The organism is Frankia canadensis (assembly GCF_900197875.1).
GTDB lineage: Bacteria > Actinomycetota > Actinomycetes > Frankiales > Frankiaceae > Frankia > Frankia canadensis.
In genome coordinates this window covers 1-15,414 of sequence record NZ_FZMO01000537.1, presented here as the reverse complement: position 1 = coordinate 15,414, position 15,414 = coordinate 1, and the positions used below count along the sequence as shown (strand labels likewise).

The 15,414-nt window shown below is 74.5% G+C and carries 14 protein-coding genes; 3 read left to right on the top strand and 11 right to left on the bottom strand.

Going from position 1 to position 15,414, the window contains the following annotated elements; all coding sequences use genetic code 11:
- Positions 1–80: 80 nt before the first annotated feature.
- The 5 genes from C1A33_RS29785 to C1A33_RS29765 form a co-directional block, all read right to left on the bottom strand.
- Positions 81–1,028, bottom strand: coding sequence for an ABC transporter substrate-binding protein (locus C1A33_RS29785; protein ID WP_101835432.1), 948 nt, complete (start codon positions 1,026–1,028; stop codon positions 81–83).
- A 372-nt stretch (positions 1,029–1,400) separates the two neighbouring features.
- Positions 1,401–1,787 (bottom strand): type II toxin-antitoxin system VapC family toxin, encoded by a 387-nt coding sequence (locus C1A33_RS29780; protein WP_279354720.1) that lies wholly within the window; start codon positions 1,785–1,787, stop codon positions 1,401–1,403.
- Between the two features lie 17 nt (positions 1,788–1,804).
- Positions 1,805–2,050, bottom strand: coding sequence for an AbrB/MazE/SpoVT family DNA-binding domain-containing protein (locus tag C1A33_RS29775; protein WP_101835404.1), 246 nt, complete (start codon positions 2,048–2,050; stop codon positions 1,805–1,807).
- A gap of 85 nt (positions 2,051–2,135) precedes the next feature.
- The gene (locus tag C1A33_RS29770) at positions 2,136–2,813 is read right to left on the bottom strand and encodes an ABC transporter permease (protein WP_101835402.1); all 678 of its coding nucleotides are present in this window, start codon (positions 2,811–2,813) and stop codon (positions 2,136–2,138) included.
- Positions 2,810–3,661 carry an ABC transporter permease gene (locus C1A33_RS29765; protein WP_101835400.1) on the bottom strand — a complete coding sequence of 284 codons (852 nt, stop codon included), beginning with the start codon at positions 3,659–3,661 and terminating at the stop codon, positions 2,810–2,812. The genes C1A33_RS29770 and C1A33_RS29765 overlap by 4 nt, the downstream gene beginning before the upstream one ends.
- Before the next feature lie 36 nt (positions 3,662–3,697).
- Here C1A33_RS29765 and C1A33_RS29760 point away from each other — a divergent pair, with 36 nt between their 5' ends.
- The gene (locus tag C1A33_RS29760) at positions 3,698–4,843 is read left to right on the top strand and encodes an ABC transporter ATP-binding protein (protein ID WP_279354719.1); all 1,146 of its coding nucleotides are present in this window, start codon (positions 3,698–3,700) and stop codon (positions 4,841–4,843) included.
- Here C1A33_RS29760 and purQ read toward each other — a convergent pair.
- The 3 genes from purQ to C1A33_RS29745 form a co-directional block, all read right to left on the bottom strand.
- Entirely contained in the window at positions 4,820–5,530 is a 711-nt protein-coding gene (gene purQ / locus C1A33_RS29755; RefSeq protein ID WP_423748165.1) for a phosphoribosylformylglycinamidine synthase subunit PurQ, read from the bottom strand. The two genes, C1A33_RS29760 and purQ, sit on opposite strands and share 24 nt — an antisense overlap.
- 111 nt (positions 5,531–5,641) lie before the next feature.
- The gene (locus C1A33_RS29750; protein WP_101835396.1) at positions 5,642–6,175 is read right to left on the bottom strand and encodes an ATP-binding protein; all 534 of its coding nucleotides are present in this window, start codon (positions 6,173–6,175) and stop codon (positions 5,642–5,644) included.
- A gap of 118 nt (positions 6,176–6,293) precedes the next feature.
- Positions 6,294–7,253: an NAD(P)/FAD-dependent oxidoreductase gene (locus C1A33_RS29745; protein WP_101835394.1), complete on the bottom strand. Its 960-nt coding sequence runs from the start codon at positions 7,251–7,253 to the stop codon at positions 6,294–6,296.
- Between the two features lie 496 nt (positions 7,254–7,749).
- Here C1A33_RS29745 and C1A33_RS29740 point away from each other — a divergent pair, with 496 nt between their 5' ends.
- Both C1A33_RS29740 and C1A33_RS29735 read left to right on the top strand, forming a co-directional pair.
- Complete coding sequence (locus tag C1A33_RS29740; protein WP_165818646.1) at positions 7,750–8,799, top strand: DUF5926 family protein; 1,050 nt, start codon at positions 7,750–7,752, stop codon at positions 8,797–8,799.
- An 80-nt stretch (positions 8,800–8,879) separates the two neighbouring features.
- Positions 8,880–10,106: a geranylgeranyl reductase family protein gene (locus C1A33_RS29735; RefSeq protein ID WP_101835392.1), complete on the top strand. Its 1,227-nt coding sequence runs from the start codon at positions 8,880–8,882 to the stop codon at positions 10,104–10,106.
- 43 nt (positions 10,107–10,149) lie between these two features.
- Here the strand turns inward: C1A33_RS29735 and C1A33_RS29730 are convergent, their stop codons facing one another.
- The 3 genes from C1A33_RS29730 to C1A33_RS29715 all read right to left on the bottom strand — a co-directional run.
- Positions 10,150–12,816 carry a MinD/ParA family ATP-binding protein gene (locus C1A33_RS29730; RefSeq protein ID WP_101835390.1) on the bottom strand — a complete coding sequence of 889 codons (2,667 nt, stop codon included), beginning with the start codon at positions 12,814–12,816 and terminating at the stop codon, positions 10,150–10,152.
- 396 nt (positions 12,817–13,212) lie between these two features.
- Positions 13,213–14,121 carry an aminoglycoside phosphotransferase family protein gene (locus tag C1A33_RS29720; protein WP_101835386.1) on the bottom strand — a complete coding sequence of 303 codons (909 nt, stop codon included), beginning with the start codon at positions 14,119–14,121 and terminating at the stop codon, positions 13,213–13,215.
- A 21-nt stretch (positions 14,122–14,142) separates the two neighbouring features.
- Positions 14,143–15,414 (bottom strand): NsdA family TPR-like regulatory protein (locus C1A33_RS29715; RefSeq protein WP_423748164.1); only part of this gene is annotated, 1,272 nt, incomplete at its 5' end.

Genomic DNA, 15,414 nt, shown 5'->3' with positions numbered 1-15,414 from the left:
GCTGCCGACGCCGGCCCGTCCACCGCGCCGGTCCGGCCCGCCTCGCCGCTGCCGCGAGGCGGGCCGGACCCGGCGCCGGCTCAGCTCAGCAGGCCCTTGTCCTTGAGGAAGTCCTTCGCGACGTCGGCCGGCTTCTGGCGCTGCGCGTCGACCTTCTTGTTGAGCTGGGCCAGGTCGGCGGTGGTCAGCGCCGGGGCCAGCGCGTTCAGCGCGGCGGAGACCTTCGGCGTGAGCGACTTCGTGGTCACGATCGGCACGAGGTTGTCGGCGTTCTGGAGCTTCTTGTCGTCGGTCAGGGCCACGAGGTCGTAGTCGGTGACGGTGGCGTCGGTGGTGAGGACGAGACCGAGCTGGGCGGTGCCGTCCTTGACCGCGGCCTTCGTCTGCGGGGTGTCCACGCCGGTCCGCACGATCTCACTGACCTTGATGCCGTACGTCTTCTCCAGCCCCGGCTGGCAGAAGGGCCGGGTGGCGCACTCCGGACCGGCGGCGAGCTTCACGGTGAGCCCGCTGCGCCCCAGGTCGGACAGCGTCCGCAGGTGGTGCTGCGCGGCGAAGGACCTGCTCACCGCGAAGGCGTTCTGGTCGACCGCGGCGGCGGGCTCCAGCACGCTCAGGCCGAGGCCCTCGGCGAGCGGGCGCAGCGCGGCCAGCGACTTCTGCAGGTCGGGTGAGGAGACCGAGGCCGCCTGCGCGCCGTGGACCTTGGAGTTGAGCAGGTCGGCGTAGGTCGCGACATACTGCGGCATCGCGTCGACCGTGCCGTCCTCGAGCGACGACTGGGCCAGTTCCGTCTGCTGCACCGACGTCCGCTCGACCTTGTAGCCGGCCTTCTCCAGCACGGCCGCGTACATCTCCGCGAGGATCTTGCTCTCGGTGAAGCCGGCGTCGGCCACGGTGAGCGTGCCCGCCGACTGCGCCGAGCCGCCGCCGCTGCCGCCGCCGTTCCCGCTGGCCCCGCTGGTGTCGGAACCGCACGCGGCCGCTCCCAGCACGACCGCGAGCAGCGCCGCGAGGCCCGCCACCAGCGCGCGCGGCCGGCGCCGCCCGCCCGTCGACCCTGCCCACCGACGCCCCTGGGGACGCCGCCCCACCACCTGGCGTCGCCCTGGCCGCGACGCCGGCCGCGGATCACTCGGTGCTGCTGCGTCCCTCACGATGACCCCACTGTCTCTCGTCGGCTGAACCCGCCTGCTCCGCGGATGCGCACCGGCGCGCCACCGCGCTCTCCGGCTGTCCCACCCTCGCACCCTGATCCGACAACTTTCGGACGTGCCGGACAGCCTGACCACACCCCGACGCCCCCGCAACCGAAAAAGGCACAAAACACAGCGCCAAGGTCGACATTCCGGCGAGGTGGCGGGACGACGCGCGGCGCTGGAACGAGCGGGCTGGCCTGGTCAGAGATCGAGGTGCCGCACGGTGGCGCCGACCGCTTCGTAGGTCGCGGTGGCGCGTCGATCGAGGCTGAGCAACGTGACGTCATGCTCGGCGGCGGTGAAGGCGATCAGCGCGTCGTAGGCCTGTCCGCCCAGGATCGGACCCGTCGCGACAGTGGCCAGCAGTTCCTGATAGCCGGTCTCCGACAGGGCCAGATATGGCTCGGTGAAGCGTTCGGTGAGGAAGGTGTGCACGATCGATGGCTGCGCACGGTGTGGTGGTGGCAGCCGCGTCAGGACGGAGTACGACTCGATGGCGGCGTGCGCGATCAGGCGAGGCCGGTCGGACATCGCCTTCATGGCGAGGGTGTGATGCGCATGCCAACTGGCGAAGGCGGCCACCACCACACTGGTGTCGAGGGCGTTCACCGCCTGGTTCGCTCCAGCGTCTCGCGTACCAGATCGGCCGTCAGGATCGGCATCTCGATGTCCGCGACCGCTGCCAGCCCGTCACCGTCGTCGACCAACCTCATCGGCGTGGGGGCTGGGACGATCTCCAACCTGCCGTCCCTTTCCGTGATCTCCAGCGGCTGGCCGGGGAGGAGACTCAGGGCATCACGCAGTGCCTTGGGGACGACGATCCGACCGGCGGCGTCGATGGCAGTCCGCATGCCAGAAAAATACCATCCCCGCTTCCGTTCGGCCAGGATCCGGTGATGGGGCAGACGCCGTCGGTGACCGATGTGGGTCGCCTGGTCAGCGGGGGCAGGAGGCGGGCCGGGCGGCGGCGGGGAGCAGGCGGGACAGGGCGATCAGAGCGCCCTCGACGAGCAGGGCGAGGGCGGCGACCAGGATGGCGCCACCGACGACCTGGTCGCGGTGGTTGTTGGCCAGGCCGTCGACGACGAAGCGGCCGAGGCCACCACCGCCGATCAGGGCGGCGATCGTCGCCGTGGCGACCACCTGCACCGCCGCGAGCCGCAGGCCGAGCAGGATCATCGGCAGCGCCAGCGGAAGTTCCACCCGCCGCAGGACCTGGACGCCGGACATGCCCATCCCACGGGCGGCCTCCTTCGCGCCCGGATCGACCTCGCGCATCCCGATGTAGCTGTTGGTCACCAGCGGGGCGATCGCGAACAGGGTGAGGGCGACGACCGTGGTGGTGTCGCCGATGCCGAGGGGGCCGATCGCCAGCAGCACCAGGACGGCGAACGTCGGCACCGCCCGCCCCGCGTTCGAGATGTTGATCGCGAGCGTGCCGCCGCGACCCACATGCCCGAGCCCGATGCCCACCGGCAGCGCCACGGCGCACGCGATGCCCACCGAGGCTCCGGTGAGCATCAGATGCTGCCCCAGCCGGGTGGCGATGCCCTCGCCGCCGCGCCAGCTCGCGCCGGTCGTCAGCCAGTCGAACGCGCTGGTCAGCGTGCTCACGCCGTCGTCCCCTCCGTCTTTGCCGCAACCGTTCGCGCCGAGACGGACTGCTCTGCGGCGGCGTGCGTGGCGACCGCCCACTCCGTGGCGGCCTGCTCCCGCGTGGCGGCCTGCTCCCGCGTGGCGGCCTGCTCCCGCGTGGCGGGCCCGCCGCGTCCGCGCCGTCCGCCTCGCCGGCCGTGACGCCAGGGGGTGACCAGCCACTGCAGGGCGACGAGCAGCAGGTCGGCGACCACGGCGAGCGCCACGCAGAGCACCGAGGACGTGAGCACCTCGGCCTTGAACGTGCTGGTCAGGCCGTCGTAGATGAGGTTGCCGAGGCCGCCGTGGCCGATCATCGCCCCCACGGTGACGAGCGCGATCGTCGAGACCGTGGCCAGCCGGATGGCGGCGATGATCGCCGGGAGGGCGAGCGGGAGCTCGACCCTCAGTAGCAGTCGGACCGGGCCGTAGCCCATCCCGCGGGCGGCGTCGCGGGCGCTGGCGGGCACCGCGTCGAGACCGGCGAGCAGGCCGCGGAACAGGATGACCAGCGTGTATGTGACCAACCCGATGCGCACCGTCGTGGCCGACAGGCCCGTCACCGGCAGCAGCAGGGCGAAGAACGCCAGCGACGGCACCGTGTAGAGCACGCTGGCCAGCCCGCCGATCCAGGGCACGGTGAAGCGCCAGCGCCGGGCGAGCAGCACCAGCGGGATGGCGATCGCGAGGCCGATCAGCACCGCGCTCACGGTCAGCCCGATGTGCTCGCGCAGCGCCGCGGTCAGCTCGTCCGACCTGGTCTCGACGTAGTCTCCGCAGATCCAGGCATTCCGTTCGAGACAGTTGCCTGACGCGACGATGGCCACCGAAGCACGGTAACCGGTCGAGAGGACGCACCGCCCATGACCGCGCAGACCACGCAACCGCCCGCTCCGGCGTCCGCGGATCCGATGATCTCGCTGGTCGGGGTCGGCAAGCGGTACCCGGACGGCACGGTCGCGGTGGCCGACCTGTCCTTCGACGTGCCGGCGGGCGAGCTGCTGTGCCTGGTGGGGCCGTCCGGGTGCGGCAAGACCACGACGATGAAGATGATCAATAGGCTGGTCGAGCCGACCAGCGGTCGCATCCTCGTCGACGGCGAGGACGTCGCCCACACCGACCCGACGCGGCTGCGCCGGCGGATCGGTTATGTCATCCAGCAGATCGGCCTGTTCCCGCATCTGACGGTGCGCGCGAACGTCGCGACCGTGCCGAGGCTGCTCGGCTGGGACCGGGCGCGTATCCGGGCCCGGGTGGCGGAGATGCTGGAACTGGTCGGGCTCGATCCGGCGGCGATGGGCGGTCGCTACCCGCACGAGCTGTCCGGCGGGCAGCAGCAGCGGGTCGGCGTCGCCCGGGCGCTCGCCGCCGATCCCCCGGTGCTGCTCATGGACGAGCCGTTCTCCGCGATCGACCCGGTCGCCCGCGACCGGCTGCAGGGGGAGTTCCGCCGGTTGCAGCGGGAGATCCGCAAGACCGTGGTGTTCGTCACCCACGACCTGGACGAGGCGATCCGGCTCGGCGACCGGATCGCGGTGTTCCGCCAGGGTGGCCGGCTGGAGCAGATCGACCCGCCGGCCCGGGTCCTCGGTCGCCCGGCCACCGACTTCGTCGCCGACTTCACCGGGGCTGACCGGGCCCTGCGGCGACTGTCCGTGACACCACTGCGCCGCGACGACCTGGCCCCGCCCCGCCAGGCCGGCCCGGTCGGCGGCGCTACGGACCTGGCTGGGAAATCCGGGACCCAGGCGGGGACGGCGGTCGCCAGCGACGCCGCGGCGACCGGTGCGGTCCGGTCCGCGCCGGTGCCGGTCCAGGTGGGGGCGTCGTTGCGGGAGGCGCTGTCGGCGCTGCTCGCGCAGGACGGGGAGGCGATCGACGTCTACGCGGGCGACATGCCGGCGGGCGTGCTGACCCCGGCGGCGCTGCACGCGGCGCTGCGCCGCTCCGTAGCCGCGGACACCGCTGGGGCGGGGGCCGGCGTTTCAGGCGCGGGTGAGCAGGCCTGAGAGCACGGAGGTGAACATCGGCAGGCCGTCGAGCCCCGCGCCGACCAGGCCGTCCACGGCGTGCTCGGGGTGGGGCATCAGGCCGACGACCGTCCGGCGCGCGTCGCACACCCCGGCGATGTCGTCCGCGGAGCCGTTCGGGTTGCCACCGAGGTATCGGGCGATGACCCGGTCCTCGCCGAGGAGCTCGGCGAGCAGATCGGGTCCGGCGACATACCGGCCCTCGCCGTGCTTCACCGGGATGACGATCTCCTGACCAGCGGTGTAGTCACGGGTCCAGGCCGTGCTCGCGGTCTCGATCCGCAGCCGCTGGTCACGGCAGACGAAGTGGAGCCCGACGTTGCGGGTCAGCGCCCCCGGCAACAGGCCGGCCTCACACAGCACCTGGAAGCCGTTGCAGATGCCCAGCGTGGGAAGACCGTCGGCGGCGGCGGCCACCAGGGCGGCGACCATCGGGGAGAACCGGGCGATCGCGCCGGCGCGCAGGTAGTCGCCGTAGGAGAAGCCGCCCGGGAGGATCACCGCGTCGACGCCGGCGAGGTCGTCGTCGTCGTGCCAGAGGGCGACGGGCTCGGCACCGGCGGCGCGGACCGCGAGCGCCGCGTCACGATCGTCGAGGGATCCGGGGAAGGTCACGACGCCAATCCGGGGAACCGACCCGGTCAGATCGTCACTCACGGCACTCAACTTCCGGCACCCCACCCACCGTCCGGCACCCGTCGGGTGCGCGACCTGCCCGTCCGTCGTCCGTCGTCCGTCGTCCGTCGAATCCCGAACTCCCTGCCAGCGTAGCCGTTGTCAGACGGGCTCGTCGGCGGCCCGGGGCGAGGGCCGGTCGGAGCGCCATGGCCCGAGCGGATTGCGGGGACGGCTGAGCCTGGCGCCCGGTGCGCTCTCCTCCCAGACAAGGGCCTTCTCGAGGTGTACCCGGGTGCCGCTGTATGGACCGTCCACCCGCTGGAAGCGCACCTGGTCCATGAGCGCCCGCATGAGGAAGATCCCCCGGCCCCGCTCGGGAACGCTCTCCGGCGGCGAGCCGTCGCCGATGACGCCCGGCGCCGGGTCCGGGTCGAAATCGCCGTCGAAACCGCCCCCGCGGTCGCTCACCTCGATGACGGCGACACCGTTGTCCACGCCAACCGAAACCTCGTACTCGTCATCGTCCTGGGCATGGAGAAGAACATTCACGCAAGCCTCGGTCAACGCAATCTCAACGTCGTCGATGCATTCCTGTGCAACGCCGAGAACCTTCAGCGATTGCGTACAGATTCGCCGGACCACTGGAATGGAGATCTCATCGCGGGGCAACGACAGGCTCAGTTTGATCTCCATATCGGCAGGTGTACCCCCCTCCGGCAGCATCAATCGAACCAGTTGGGCGGACACTTGCGGGACTCCGTCACACAGGGGTTGATCAGCCCCGCGGCAGGTGGTGCGGACGTCGCCGGGTTCAGCGAAGTCGCGCGACGATCGCCCGGCCGAGCGCGGTTCCCGACAGCCACGCATTCTCGATCTTCGGTTCTCCCCAGCCGTCACCGGTGAGGCCGATGTGATTGTCGGACAGGAAGTAACGGCGCGCGTGCGGCCGCTCCGGCCGGGCGAAGGTCCACCGCTGGACATACACCCAGCGGGGTGGTTCGGGGATCGCGAGCAGCCGGCGCAGCGCCGCGACCAGCCCCGGCCCGGCCGCCGACGGCTCGGCCAGCCGTGGCCGGGCGAAGTCCGCGGTCGAGTGCGCGACCAGCACCGGGGCGTTGTCGCCGCGGCGGCGCCCGTCGTCGGCGATCCACGCGATCGTGTCGTCGTCGTGGACGAACGCGCCGTCCAACGGTGCCCAGCAGCGGTGCTGCCAGCCCGCGAGCAGCGCCAGCGCCGGCGCCCACGGACGGCCGGCGACCAGCGCCCGCTCCGCGCCGAGGCTCTCGTCGAGGTGGCGGATGGCCTGCGGATCGGGCATGGCCAGCACGGCCGCGTCCACCGGTTCGCCGTCGACGAGCGGGCCCGGGGCTATCCGCGCGATCGGCGCCGACTGGGTCACGCTCACCCCGGCTCGGGAGGCGAGGTCCGCCACCAGGGAACGCAGGCCACGGGGAGCGGCGTAGCGCAGCGGCCCGGGCTCGCCGGGGATGAGCACCGCCTCCGGCCCCTTGATCACCGCCATCCGCCGGGTCCACGGCCGGGCCATCCCGCGTGCCGTCCAGTCGGCCACCACCTCGGCGAACTGCGGCGAGCTGACAGTGAAGTAGGACGCGCCGGAGTCCACGATCCGGCCGTCGATCCAGCGGGACGCCATCCGGCCACCGATCACCCGGCCCCGGTCGCGGACATGCACTGCGATTCCCTCGGCCCGAAGCGCGCTGGCACAGGCGATTCCCGCAATTCCTCCGCCGGCGACGACGACCTTTGCCACCAACCCCCCATTGTCTCCACATGGCTACCGCCCGGCCGGCCGATCGGCTGTGTGAAACGCCGACCGACGTCAACACCTTCACCGGATCCACGCCCCGGCCGGTCGGGGCCGCGGCCCCGGCCCGCCCGTCGTGCGCCGGACCCGTGGCCGCGCTTCCATCATCGTGCCTGCCGCCGTTCCCGACGGTGCATGGCCGTGACATGACGGTGGGACACCATGGAGGTGTTTGGGGGTTCTCCCGCATTCCCCGGCGGGGATGCCGACGCGACGACGCCACCATCGGCACCGCCCGGCGTCCGCACGGCGGGCCGGCCATGGCCTAGCCTTACCCCGGACCGGGCTCGTCCCGAAACCGGGAAGCCGACCGGTCGGGGACGAGCCGACCGACCTCGAGATCCAGGAGTCCGCGATCGCACGCCGACCCGCCCCCCAGCGTCCGGGCGCCCGCTCCGCCCGCCTCACCGCGCCCACGCCCGGGCGCCGTCATCGCGCCGCGGTGGCGCCGACCGCCGACGGCGAGATCCCCGTGGTCGGGCCGCGTGAGCCGTGCCCCTGCGGGTCCGGACGCCGCTACAAGGCCTGCCACGGCGAGCGGCACCGGCCGGCGCCCGTGCTGCGTCCCTTCCTCGGCCGCCGGGACGAGGCCGACCTCGTCGCGCTGCGCGAGCTGGTGCCCAGCGCCACCGCGCCCCTCACCCTGTCCGCCGAGCACCTGGCCGCCCACCCCGAGCACGCGGACCGGCGGATCACCCTCGGCACGATGCTGCCCCAGGCCGCGCCGGCCCTGGTCCGTGAGGACGGCGAGATCCTCGTCGCCATGCAGACCACCGTGCCCGGCCTGGACGCCGCCCGGGACATCGCCGGCGCGCTGCTCACCGCCCTCGACGCCGAGCCGGGCAGCGTGATCGACGCGCCGGCCGCCTCCTCGCCCCGCCTCGTCGAGCAGCTCCCCGGCGGACTCGCCGACCTGCCGGGTCTCGTCGACCTGCTCGACCCGGCCCCCCTCGAGATCACCGTCCATCCCGGCTTCGGGTGGTGGCTGCCGTCGTCGGACGGCGAGACCGGCCCGAACCAGGAGGTCGCGGCCATGCTGGAGCGAGCCAACGCCACGGTGGTGCCCACGGCACGGCTGTCGTCCGTGCCCGCGGCGTACTGGTGCCATCCGGGGGATCGGTGGCACCTGCGCTGGGCGTTGCCCCTCGCCGCCCCCGGCGCGGGCGCGGGCGACGCCGACGCCGGAAAGGCGGCCGACGCGGGGGATGTGGCCGGCTCGGAGGAGAAGCTGCTCGACGCCCTCGCACGGCTGGCGGCGGCGGAGCGGCTCACCGTGGGCGCCGGCTCCCGTTTCGTCGGTTTCTTCCGCGCGGACGGCCTCGTCGTCCCGGTCTGGGATCTGGCCGCGGACACCGAGCCGCAGCAGGTCGAGGAGCCGGTCGCCGCGCTGGGGACCGCCTACCGAGAGGCGCTGGCGGACACCACCTCCCTGGACCCGGCGCAGCGTCGCGTCCGCGCCGGCCTCGTCGGACGCAGCCTCACGCTGCGCTGACGGCGACGGCGGATCACCGACGGCGGATCACCGACGGCGGATGGCGGGCGGCGACGGCGCCCCGCCGTGACGGGCTGCCGATGACACGCGGCGCACAGTGGAGGGAGAACGCGGTGGAGGCGACCGGCGGACCGGTCGACCCGGGCACGGACTACGACGCCATCGTCGTCGGCGCCGGGCCGGCGGGCGGCAGTGCGGCCCAGGCGGCAGCCGCCGCGGGCGCCCGGGTCTGCGTGCTCGAACGGTCGTCGATGCCCCGGTACAAGACCTGCGGTGGCGGCCTGGTCGGTCTGTCCACCGACCACGTCGGCATCGACCTGTCCGGCCTGGTCCGGTCCACGGTGAGTTCGCTGACGATGACCCTGGACGGGCGGTACCAGGTCAGCCGAGGCCGGGTCGACGCGGCGCCGTGGCTGTCGATGGTCATGCGCGCCGACCTGGACGCCGCCCTGCTCGCGGCGGCCCGGGCGGCGGGGGCGAGCGTGCGCACCGGCGTGCAGGTGCTCGGGCTGCGGGAGACAGCCGACGGCTGGGTCCAGGTGCGGGTCCGCGACGGCGCGGAGCTGCGGGCCCGCGTCGTGATCGGGGCGGACGGCACGTCCGGGCGCTGCGGGACCCACGTCGGCGTGCACTGCGATCAGGTCGACGTCGGCCTGGAAGGCGAGTTCGTGGCCGATCAGGCCCTCGCCGATCGGTGGGCCGGGCGGATGCTGCTCGACTGGGGACCGGTGCCGGGCTCCTACGGCTGGGTGTTCCCCAAGGGGCGGGTGCTCACCGTCGGCGTGATCGGAGATCGGGCGCAGGGCGGCGCGCTGCGCGGCTACTACCGCCGGTTCGTCGAGCGTCTTGGCCTGACGGACGTCCCCCGTCAGCACGATTCCGGGCATCTGACCCGGGTACGGGCGGTCGGCTCGCCGCTGCGCCGCGGGCGTGTCCTCGTCGCGGGCGACGCCGCCGGGCTGCTGGACCCGTGGACGCGGGAGGGTATCTCCTTCGCGCTGCGTTCCGGTCGGCTCGCCGGAGAGGCCGCCGCCGCGGCGGTCGGCGCGGCCCGGGCGACCGGGCCGTCGGGCCTCGCGGCGCTCGACGGCTACCCCGACCGGGTCGAGACCATCCTCGGGCCGGAGATGGTCGCCGGCCGCGAGGTCCTCGGCGCCTTCATTCGCCGGCCCGCGGTCATGCACGCCATTCTGGCGAGTCCCGGCACGTTCGGCCTGTTCACCCGGCTCATCGAGGGCCGCACGACGGTCGCCCGCCAGCTGCGCCGCCCCGGCGTGCGGGCGGTGGTCGCGGCTCTGGCCCGCTGAGCCGCGCCGGCCAGCCTGGACCCAGCCTCGCCTCCGTCCCGGCTCAGCGGGGCGCGCCGCCGCGTTCCTGGCCGAAACGCTCGGCCACCGCGCCGGCGATCTCGCGATAGGCCTCGCGGGTCTCGCGCCGCAGGTCCGACAGCACGATGCGACCGCCGTCGGCCAGGTGCGGGTCGAACGGCACCCGTACCACCCGCCGGGTGCGGGACTCGAAGTGCTGGGAGAGCGCGTCGACGTCGACCCGTTCCCCGTGCTCGTGAAACATCGAGATCACCGCGACGGCCTCGCGGACCTGCTCGGCGTAGCCGTGGGCGTCCAACCAGTCGAGCGTCGCGCTCGCGCTGGAGCCGCCGTCCGCCGTCGCCGAGGAGACGATCACCAGGGTGTCGGCGAGTTCCAGCACACCGTGCATGGCACTGTGCAGGATGCCCGTGCCGCAGTCGGTGAGCAGGATCGAATAGTGCCGTTGCAGCAGGTCGTCGACGGCGCGGTACTCGGCGTCGCCGAAGGCGTCCGACAGTTCCGGGTCGTTCGCCGACGCCAGCACCTCCAGCCGCGAGTCGGCCTGCGACAGGTACTTGCGGACGTCGACGTAGCGGTGCAGCCGCGGCGCGTCCTCGAGCAGCTCGCGCACCGTGTGGGCGGACGTGCGGGGCACCTTGGAGCCGAGCGTGCCCCGGTCCGGGTTGGCGTCGATCGCCACCACCCGGTCGCCGCGCAGGCTCGCGAGGGTCGAGCCGACGGCGACCGTCGTCGTGGTCTTGCCGACCCCACCCTTGATCGACATCACCGCGATCCGGTGGCAGTCCAGCAGCGGCGTGCGAATCCGGGCAGCCAGCCGCAGGTCACGGACCTCGTCCGGGGACGGCCCGGGATTCACGGCCCCGGCGGAGACCTGATACACGAGCTTGCGCCAACCACGGGACGCCGTCTGCGGTGGCGGGGGCAGCAGCGCGCTGGTGAGCAGAGCCCGGCCAGGCTCGCGCGCGCCGGTCGTGGGCGCCGCGGGCGGGCGCGGCGGCGCCGACTGACGCGCGGCGCCCGTCGGATACGGGCTGGCGGGTGGGTGAGGCGTGCCGGATGGATGCTGCGAGCCGGATGGACGCGGCGCCGCCGGTCGGTACGGGTCGGCCGGCGGGTGAACACGAGGATCCTGGTACCGCGCGGTCGCGGCCGGATCGCCCCCGTCCGGGTACCGCTCGTGCGGGTGCGGCGCCCAGTACGGATCGGCACCGGGCTGCGGGCCCGGATCATCGCCGGGGTACGGCGGGTAGGGCACCACGGTGCGGCCCGACCGTCCGGTGCGCTCCTGCGGGCGTGGCTCGCGGTTCGGGGGCTGCGCCCGGTGCCGCCCGGTGCCGCCCGCCGGTCCGGAACGCGACGACGCGTCGGCCGGATCCCGGTAGCCCGGCTCGCCGGAATCGGTCCGGTACAGCGCTCCCGGCGGCGGGAGCTCGGGCCCGGGCGGCGTGTTGGGCGGGTGCACCGTCGGCGGTGGGGGCACGGGCGGCGCCGGGACGGCCGCACCGCGGCTCAGCGCCTCGTGCGGGATGATTCGGTGATGGCGGGCGCCGGTGGCCCCGCCCTCGCCCGGGGCGCTGCGCTGGTCGGGGTCGCGCAGCCACGAGGGGACGCGCGTCGAACCGGTGCCTTCCCGTCCCGGCCCGGTCAACGGGGAACCGATGACCAGCGCCTGTGTCGACACGCTGCCGGGCGGCGGGGGCGGGGCGGGGTACTCGACGGACGGGTGGTAGCCGTCGCGGTGTGGCGGCTCGGCGGCACCCGGACGCGGTGGCGCCGGCATCGGCTCGGTCCAACGCGGATCGACGGGCCTGGACCGCTGGTCGGGCCGCGCTGGCGCCCCGGGCGGCGGCTGGTGGGGCGGCGGGCCCTGCGGCGCCGGCACCGGCCGCGCCGCCGGGTGCGCCGGCGGTGCCGAATGCGGGGGAGGCGCGGAGCGCGGAGGAGGCGCCGGGTGCACCGGTGGTGCGGAGCGCGGGGGAGGTGCCGGCTGCGCCGGTGGTGTGGAGCGCGAGTGCGGAGCCGGGTGCGCAGGCATCGAACGGGAGGGAGGTGCCTGGTGCGCGGGCGGGGGCGCCGGGTGCGGCCCGGCGGGCTCCCCGTGCCAGTTCCGGGTCTGCGCCGAAGGCGGGGGTGGCGGGTAGGCCTGGCCGAAGCCGACCTGGGTCGTCAGGGGGTACTGGTCGAGCAGCGGGTCGAAGGTGCGTGTCTCGATCGGCAGCATCCGGCCGCCGCCGCTGCCCTCGTGCCGGCCGGCCGGCGCCGGGGCCGGGTCCAGCTCCGGCTGGCGGATCGACGGCCAGGTGTCCGAGACGCCCGGGACGGTCCCGCCCGGCTGGACAGGTCCGCCCGGCTGGGCGGCGGCCCCGGGATGGGCGTGGTCCCACTGCTGGACGGAGTGGGCCGGCCGGGACGCTCCGTCCGGACCGTGTGCCGCGGTGCCTGGACGAACGCCGCCGAACGGCGGCGCGTCGGTACCAGGTTTGTGGGGGCGGGGGGTGTTGTCGACCGACCAGCCCGGGCCGGTGGCGGGAGCTGGACGCCCGGCCTCGCCATCCGTCCAGCCCGTGGCCTCGCCATCCGTCCAGCTCCAGCCCGCGGCGGCGGGATGGCGGCGGGGTGCGGGCCGCTCGTGGTCCGCGACGTCGCCGACCCTGATGGCGCCGAGATCGTGCCCGTCGCCGCTCATGTGCTGACTCCCGGCCCGCCGGCGGGCACGGGAAACGGATCTCCCGGTACGGGCATTCCCTCCGTGATGTCCAAGGGTCTCCCCTCCGATCGGGCGACCCGGGCCCTGGGGCCGGGGCGGGCGGTACGACCGTGCGCGCTGGCCGGTCCGCCGATGGCGTACGGGCGGGATCCGACCGTCAGCTACGCGGGCGGCGCGAGGCCGGTCGCGGCCCGCCGGAGCGCCCCGACGGGTCCGACCAGAATGACACGCGCCCGCATGGACCGCACGGCCCGGCCGTCCGAACCGCTGTGACCTGCCATGGCCGTTCGCGTCCGGACGCTGTCGGCGACGGCCGCCGTCCCGGTCGGACCGCGCTCCGGCGGGCTCGGCACGGGCACGGCGCGGCGGGGACGATCAACGGTAGAGGGACCAGCGGGCGGCGTCGTCGCCGCGGCGCAGGCTGTCGAGGCGGACGCGGAACTGCGCGGCGACCGTCGCGCTGCTGCCCAGCACGGGCAGCACGCTGGTGACCAGCTTGAGCTCGCGGACGGCACGCAGGACCGGGAATCCCGCCCAGGCGGTGACGTCGAAGCCGTACTGGTCGGCGAGTTCGCGGTGAGACCGGGGATCACGACCGAAGCGGAGGTGGCCGACGGCGACGGGAACGAGGTCCCACTCGGCCGGCCCAAGGCAGGTGGCGTCGAAGTCACACAGCAGCACGCCCTGGTCGGCGGTTCGGATCAGGTTGCCGAGGTGGGCGTCGCCGTGGATCAACGTCGGCGGAAGGGCGTAGCGGACGGCTCCGAGCGCCGTGCCGACCCGCTCGGCGAGGTCCTCGAGGAAGCGGTGGTCGTCGGCGGGCAGCGCCTCGGCGTCGGATAATCGCCGGCGGACGTCGTCCAGCGGATCCCACGGGGGTAGCGGTGGATGCGGTGGCCCGAGACCGTGCAGCACGCGCAGGAGGCCGGCGAGGTCACCGGTGTGGGGGAGCGGGTTGGTCGCGGGCCCGCCGAGGGGCGTCGCGTCGACCCAGACGGTCGCGACACGGCCGGCGGCCTCGACCGGAGCGGCCACCCCGGGCATCAGCCGGACGGCCGGGACGTCCCGCTCGGCGAGCCAGCGCGCGACCCGCACGACCTTCGCCACCCGGTGCGCCATCGCCGCCGAGCCGGTGATGCGGACGATCGCGCCCGCCCGGGGCAACCGGTAGACGGCGTTCACCGTCCGTTTGACCAGGACCGCGTCGGCGTCGTCCAGTCCGGCGCGAGCACAGATCTCGCCAAGCGCGCGGCGGGTGGCCGCCGCGGTGAAGCGGGCAGCCATCGCCGTGCGCCGGCCGTCCGCTCAGACGGGCAGGGCCGGCGCCGTGACCGCGCCGGGGGCGGGCCGCTGGCTGGCCGCCGAGCGCTGCCACTCCCGCACCAGCAGGGCGAGCTCCCGCACCTGGCGGACCTCGCTGTGCGGGCTGGTGGCGGTCAGCAGCTGGTCCGCCCGCCCGGAGACGGACGCCACCGTGCGTCCCCAGGAGATCTGGATCGCCTCGGTGGCCAGGTCGCACACCCGGTCGAGCTCGAGGCGCCCCTGGCGGGCGAGAGCGAGGGCGAGGTCGAGCCGGATCACCGAGCGGAAGCCGGGGGCATCCATCGCGTCGAGCTTCGGCAGCGCCAGCTCCGCGTGCTCCTCCGCGGCCCGCGGCCGGCCGAGCAGGCACAGCGCGGTGGTGGCGTTGTACGACACCTCGACCGGGTTGAAGTTCTCGAAGCTCGGACCGGGCCGGCCCCACTGGTCGGGGGGGATCAGATCCGCGAGGTCGTAGGCCTCGTCGAGGGCCTGGGCCGCGCCGCGCACATCGCCGAGGGCCGCCAGGGAACGCGCCACCTGGCAGACCAGCCGGGCGCGCACCGGGCCGTCACCGACGTGGGTGAGCCCGTCACGGGCCAGCCGCAGCGCCTCGTCCGGCCGGCCGGCGTAGAACTCGTTGACGGCGGCGACCTCCCGGGCGGAGCCGCGCAGCGGCCCCTCGCCGGCCAGGTCACCGGCCTGGAAGCCGAGCGTGGTCAGCGCGCGGGCCTGCTCGATGTCGCCGAGTTTGAACGCCGCGTCTGCGCCGAGGACGGCCACCCGGCCGGTGAGCAGGTCACGGCGGCGGGCGTCGCCGCCGGGCATCGAGCGGCGGCCGAGGCGCTCGAGGCCGCGGCGCAGCCGGGAGGTCTGGGCGAGGATGTGCGCGGGCGGGGTGCGCTCGTGCGCGTCGAGCAGATCGCCGAGCATGTCGTCGGCGCGTTCCAGCGCGAGCTGGATCGGGCTCGCGGCGAGCATGTCGGAGACTTCCATGATCTGGCCCTCGGCCAGCAGCGCGGTCATCATCGCCGCCCCGGCGTAGCGGTGGAACTGCCGACGATCGGACAGGGCCGCCGCGAGTTCGGGGACGGCGGCCGCCATGGTGCCCTCGGATGCCGAGGCGCCGGGCGGTCCCGCGACCCCGGCCGGTGCGGTGGTGCTGGCCGGTGTGGTGGTGCTGGCCGGGGCCGCGGTGGCGTGGCCGGCGGGGGCGAGGTCGAAGGGGGAGCGCCCGCCGAGCATCGCGAGTGACAGTGCGGCGGGATGGGTGTCGGG

Coding starts and splice junctions, on each gene's coding strand:
- C1A33_RS29775 (WP_101835404.1), bottom strand. CDS start 2,050: ATGCGGACTGCCATCGACGCCGCCGGTCGGATCGTCGTCCCCAAGGCA.
- C1A33_RS29760 (WP_279354719.1), top strand. CDS start 3,698: ATGACCGCGCAGACCACGCAACCGCCCGCTCCGGCGTCCGCGGATCCG.
- C1A33_RS29750 (WP_101835396.1), bottom strand. CDS start 6,175: ATGGAGATCAAACTGAGCCTGTCGTTGCCCCGCGATGAGATCTCCATT.
- C1A33_RS29735 (WP_101835392.1), top strand. CDS start 8,880: ATGACACGCGGCGCACAGTGGAGGGAGAACGCGGTGGAGGCGACCGGC.
- C1A33_RS29730 (WP_101835390.1), bottom strand. CDS start 12,816: ATGAGCGGCGACGGGCACGATCTCGGCGCCATCAGGGTCGGCGACGTC.
- C1A33_RS29720 (WP_101835386.1), bottom strand. CDS start 14,121: ATGGCTGCCCGCTTCACCGCGGCGGCCACCCGCCGCGCGCTTGGCGAG.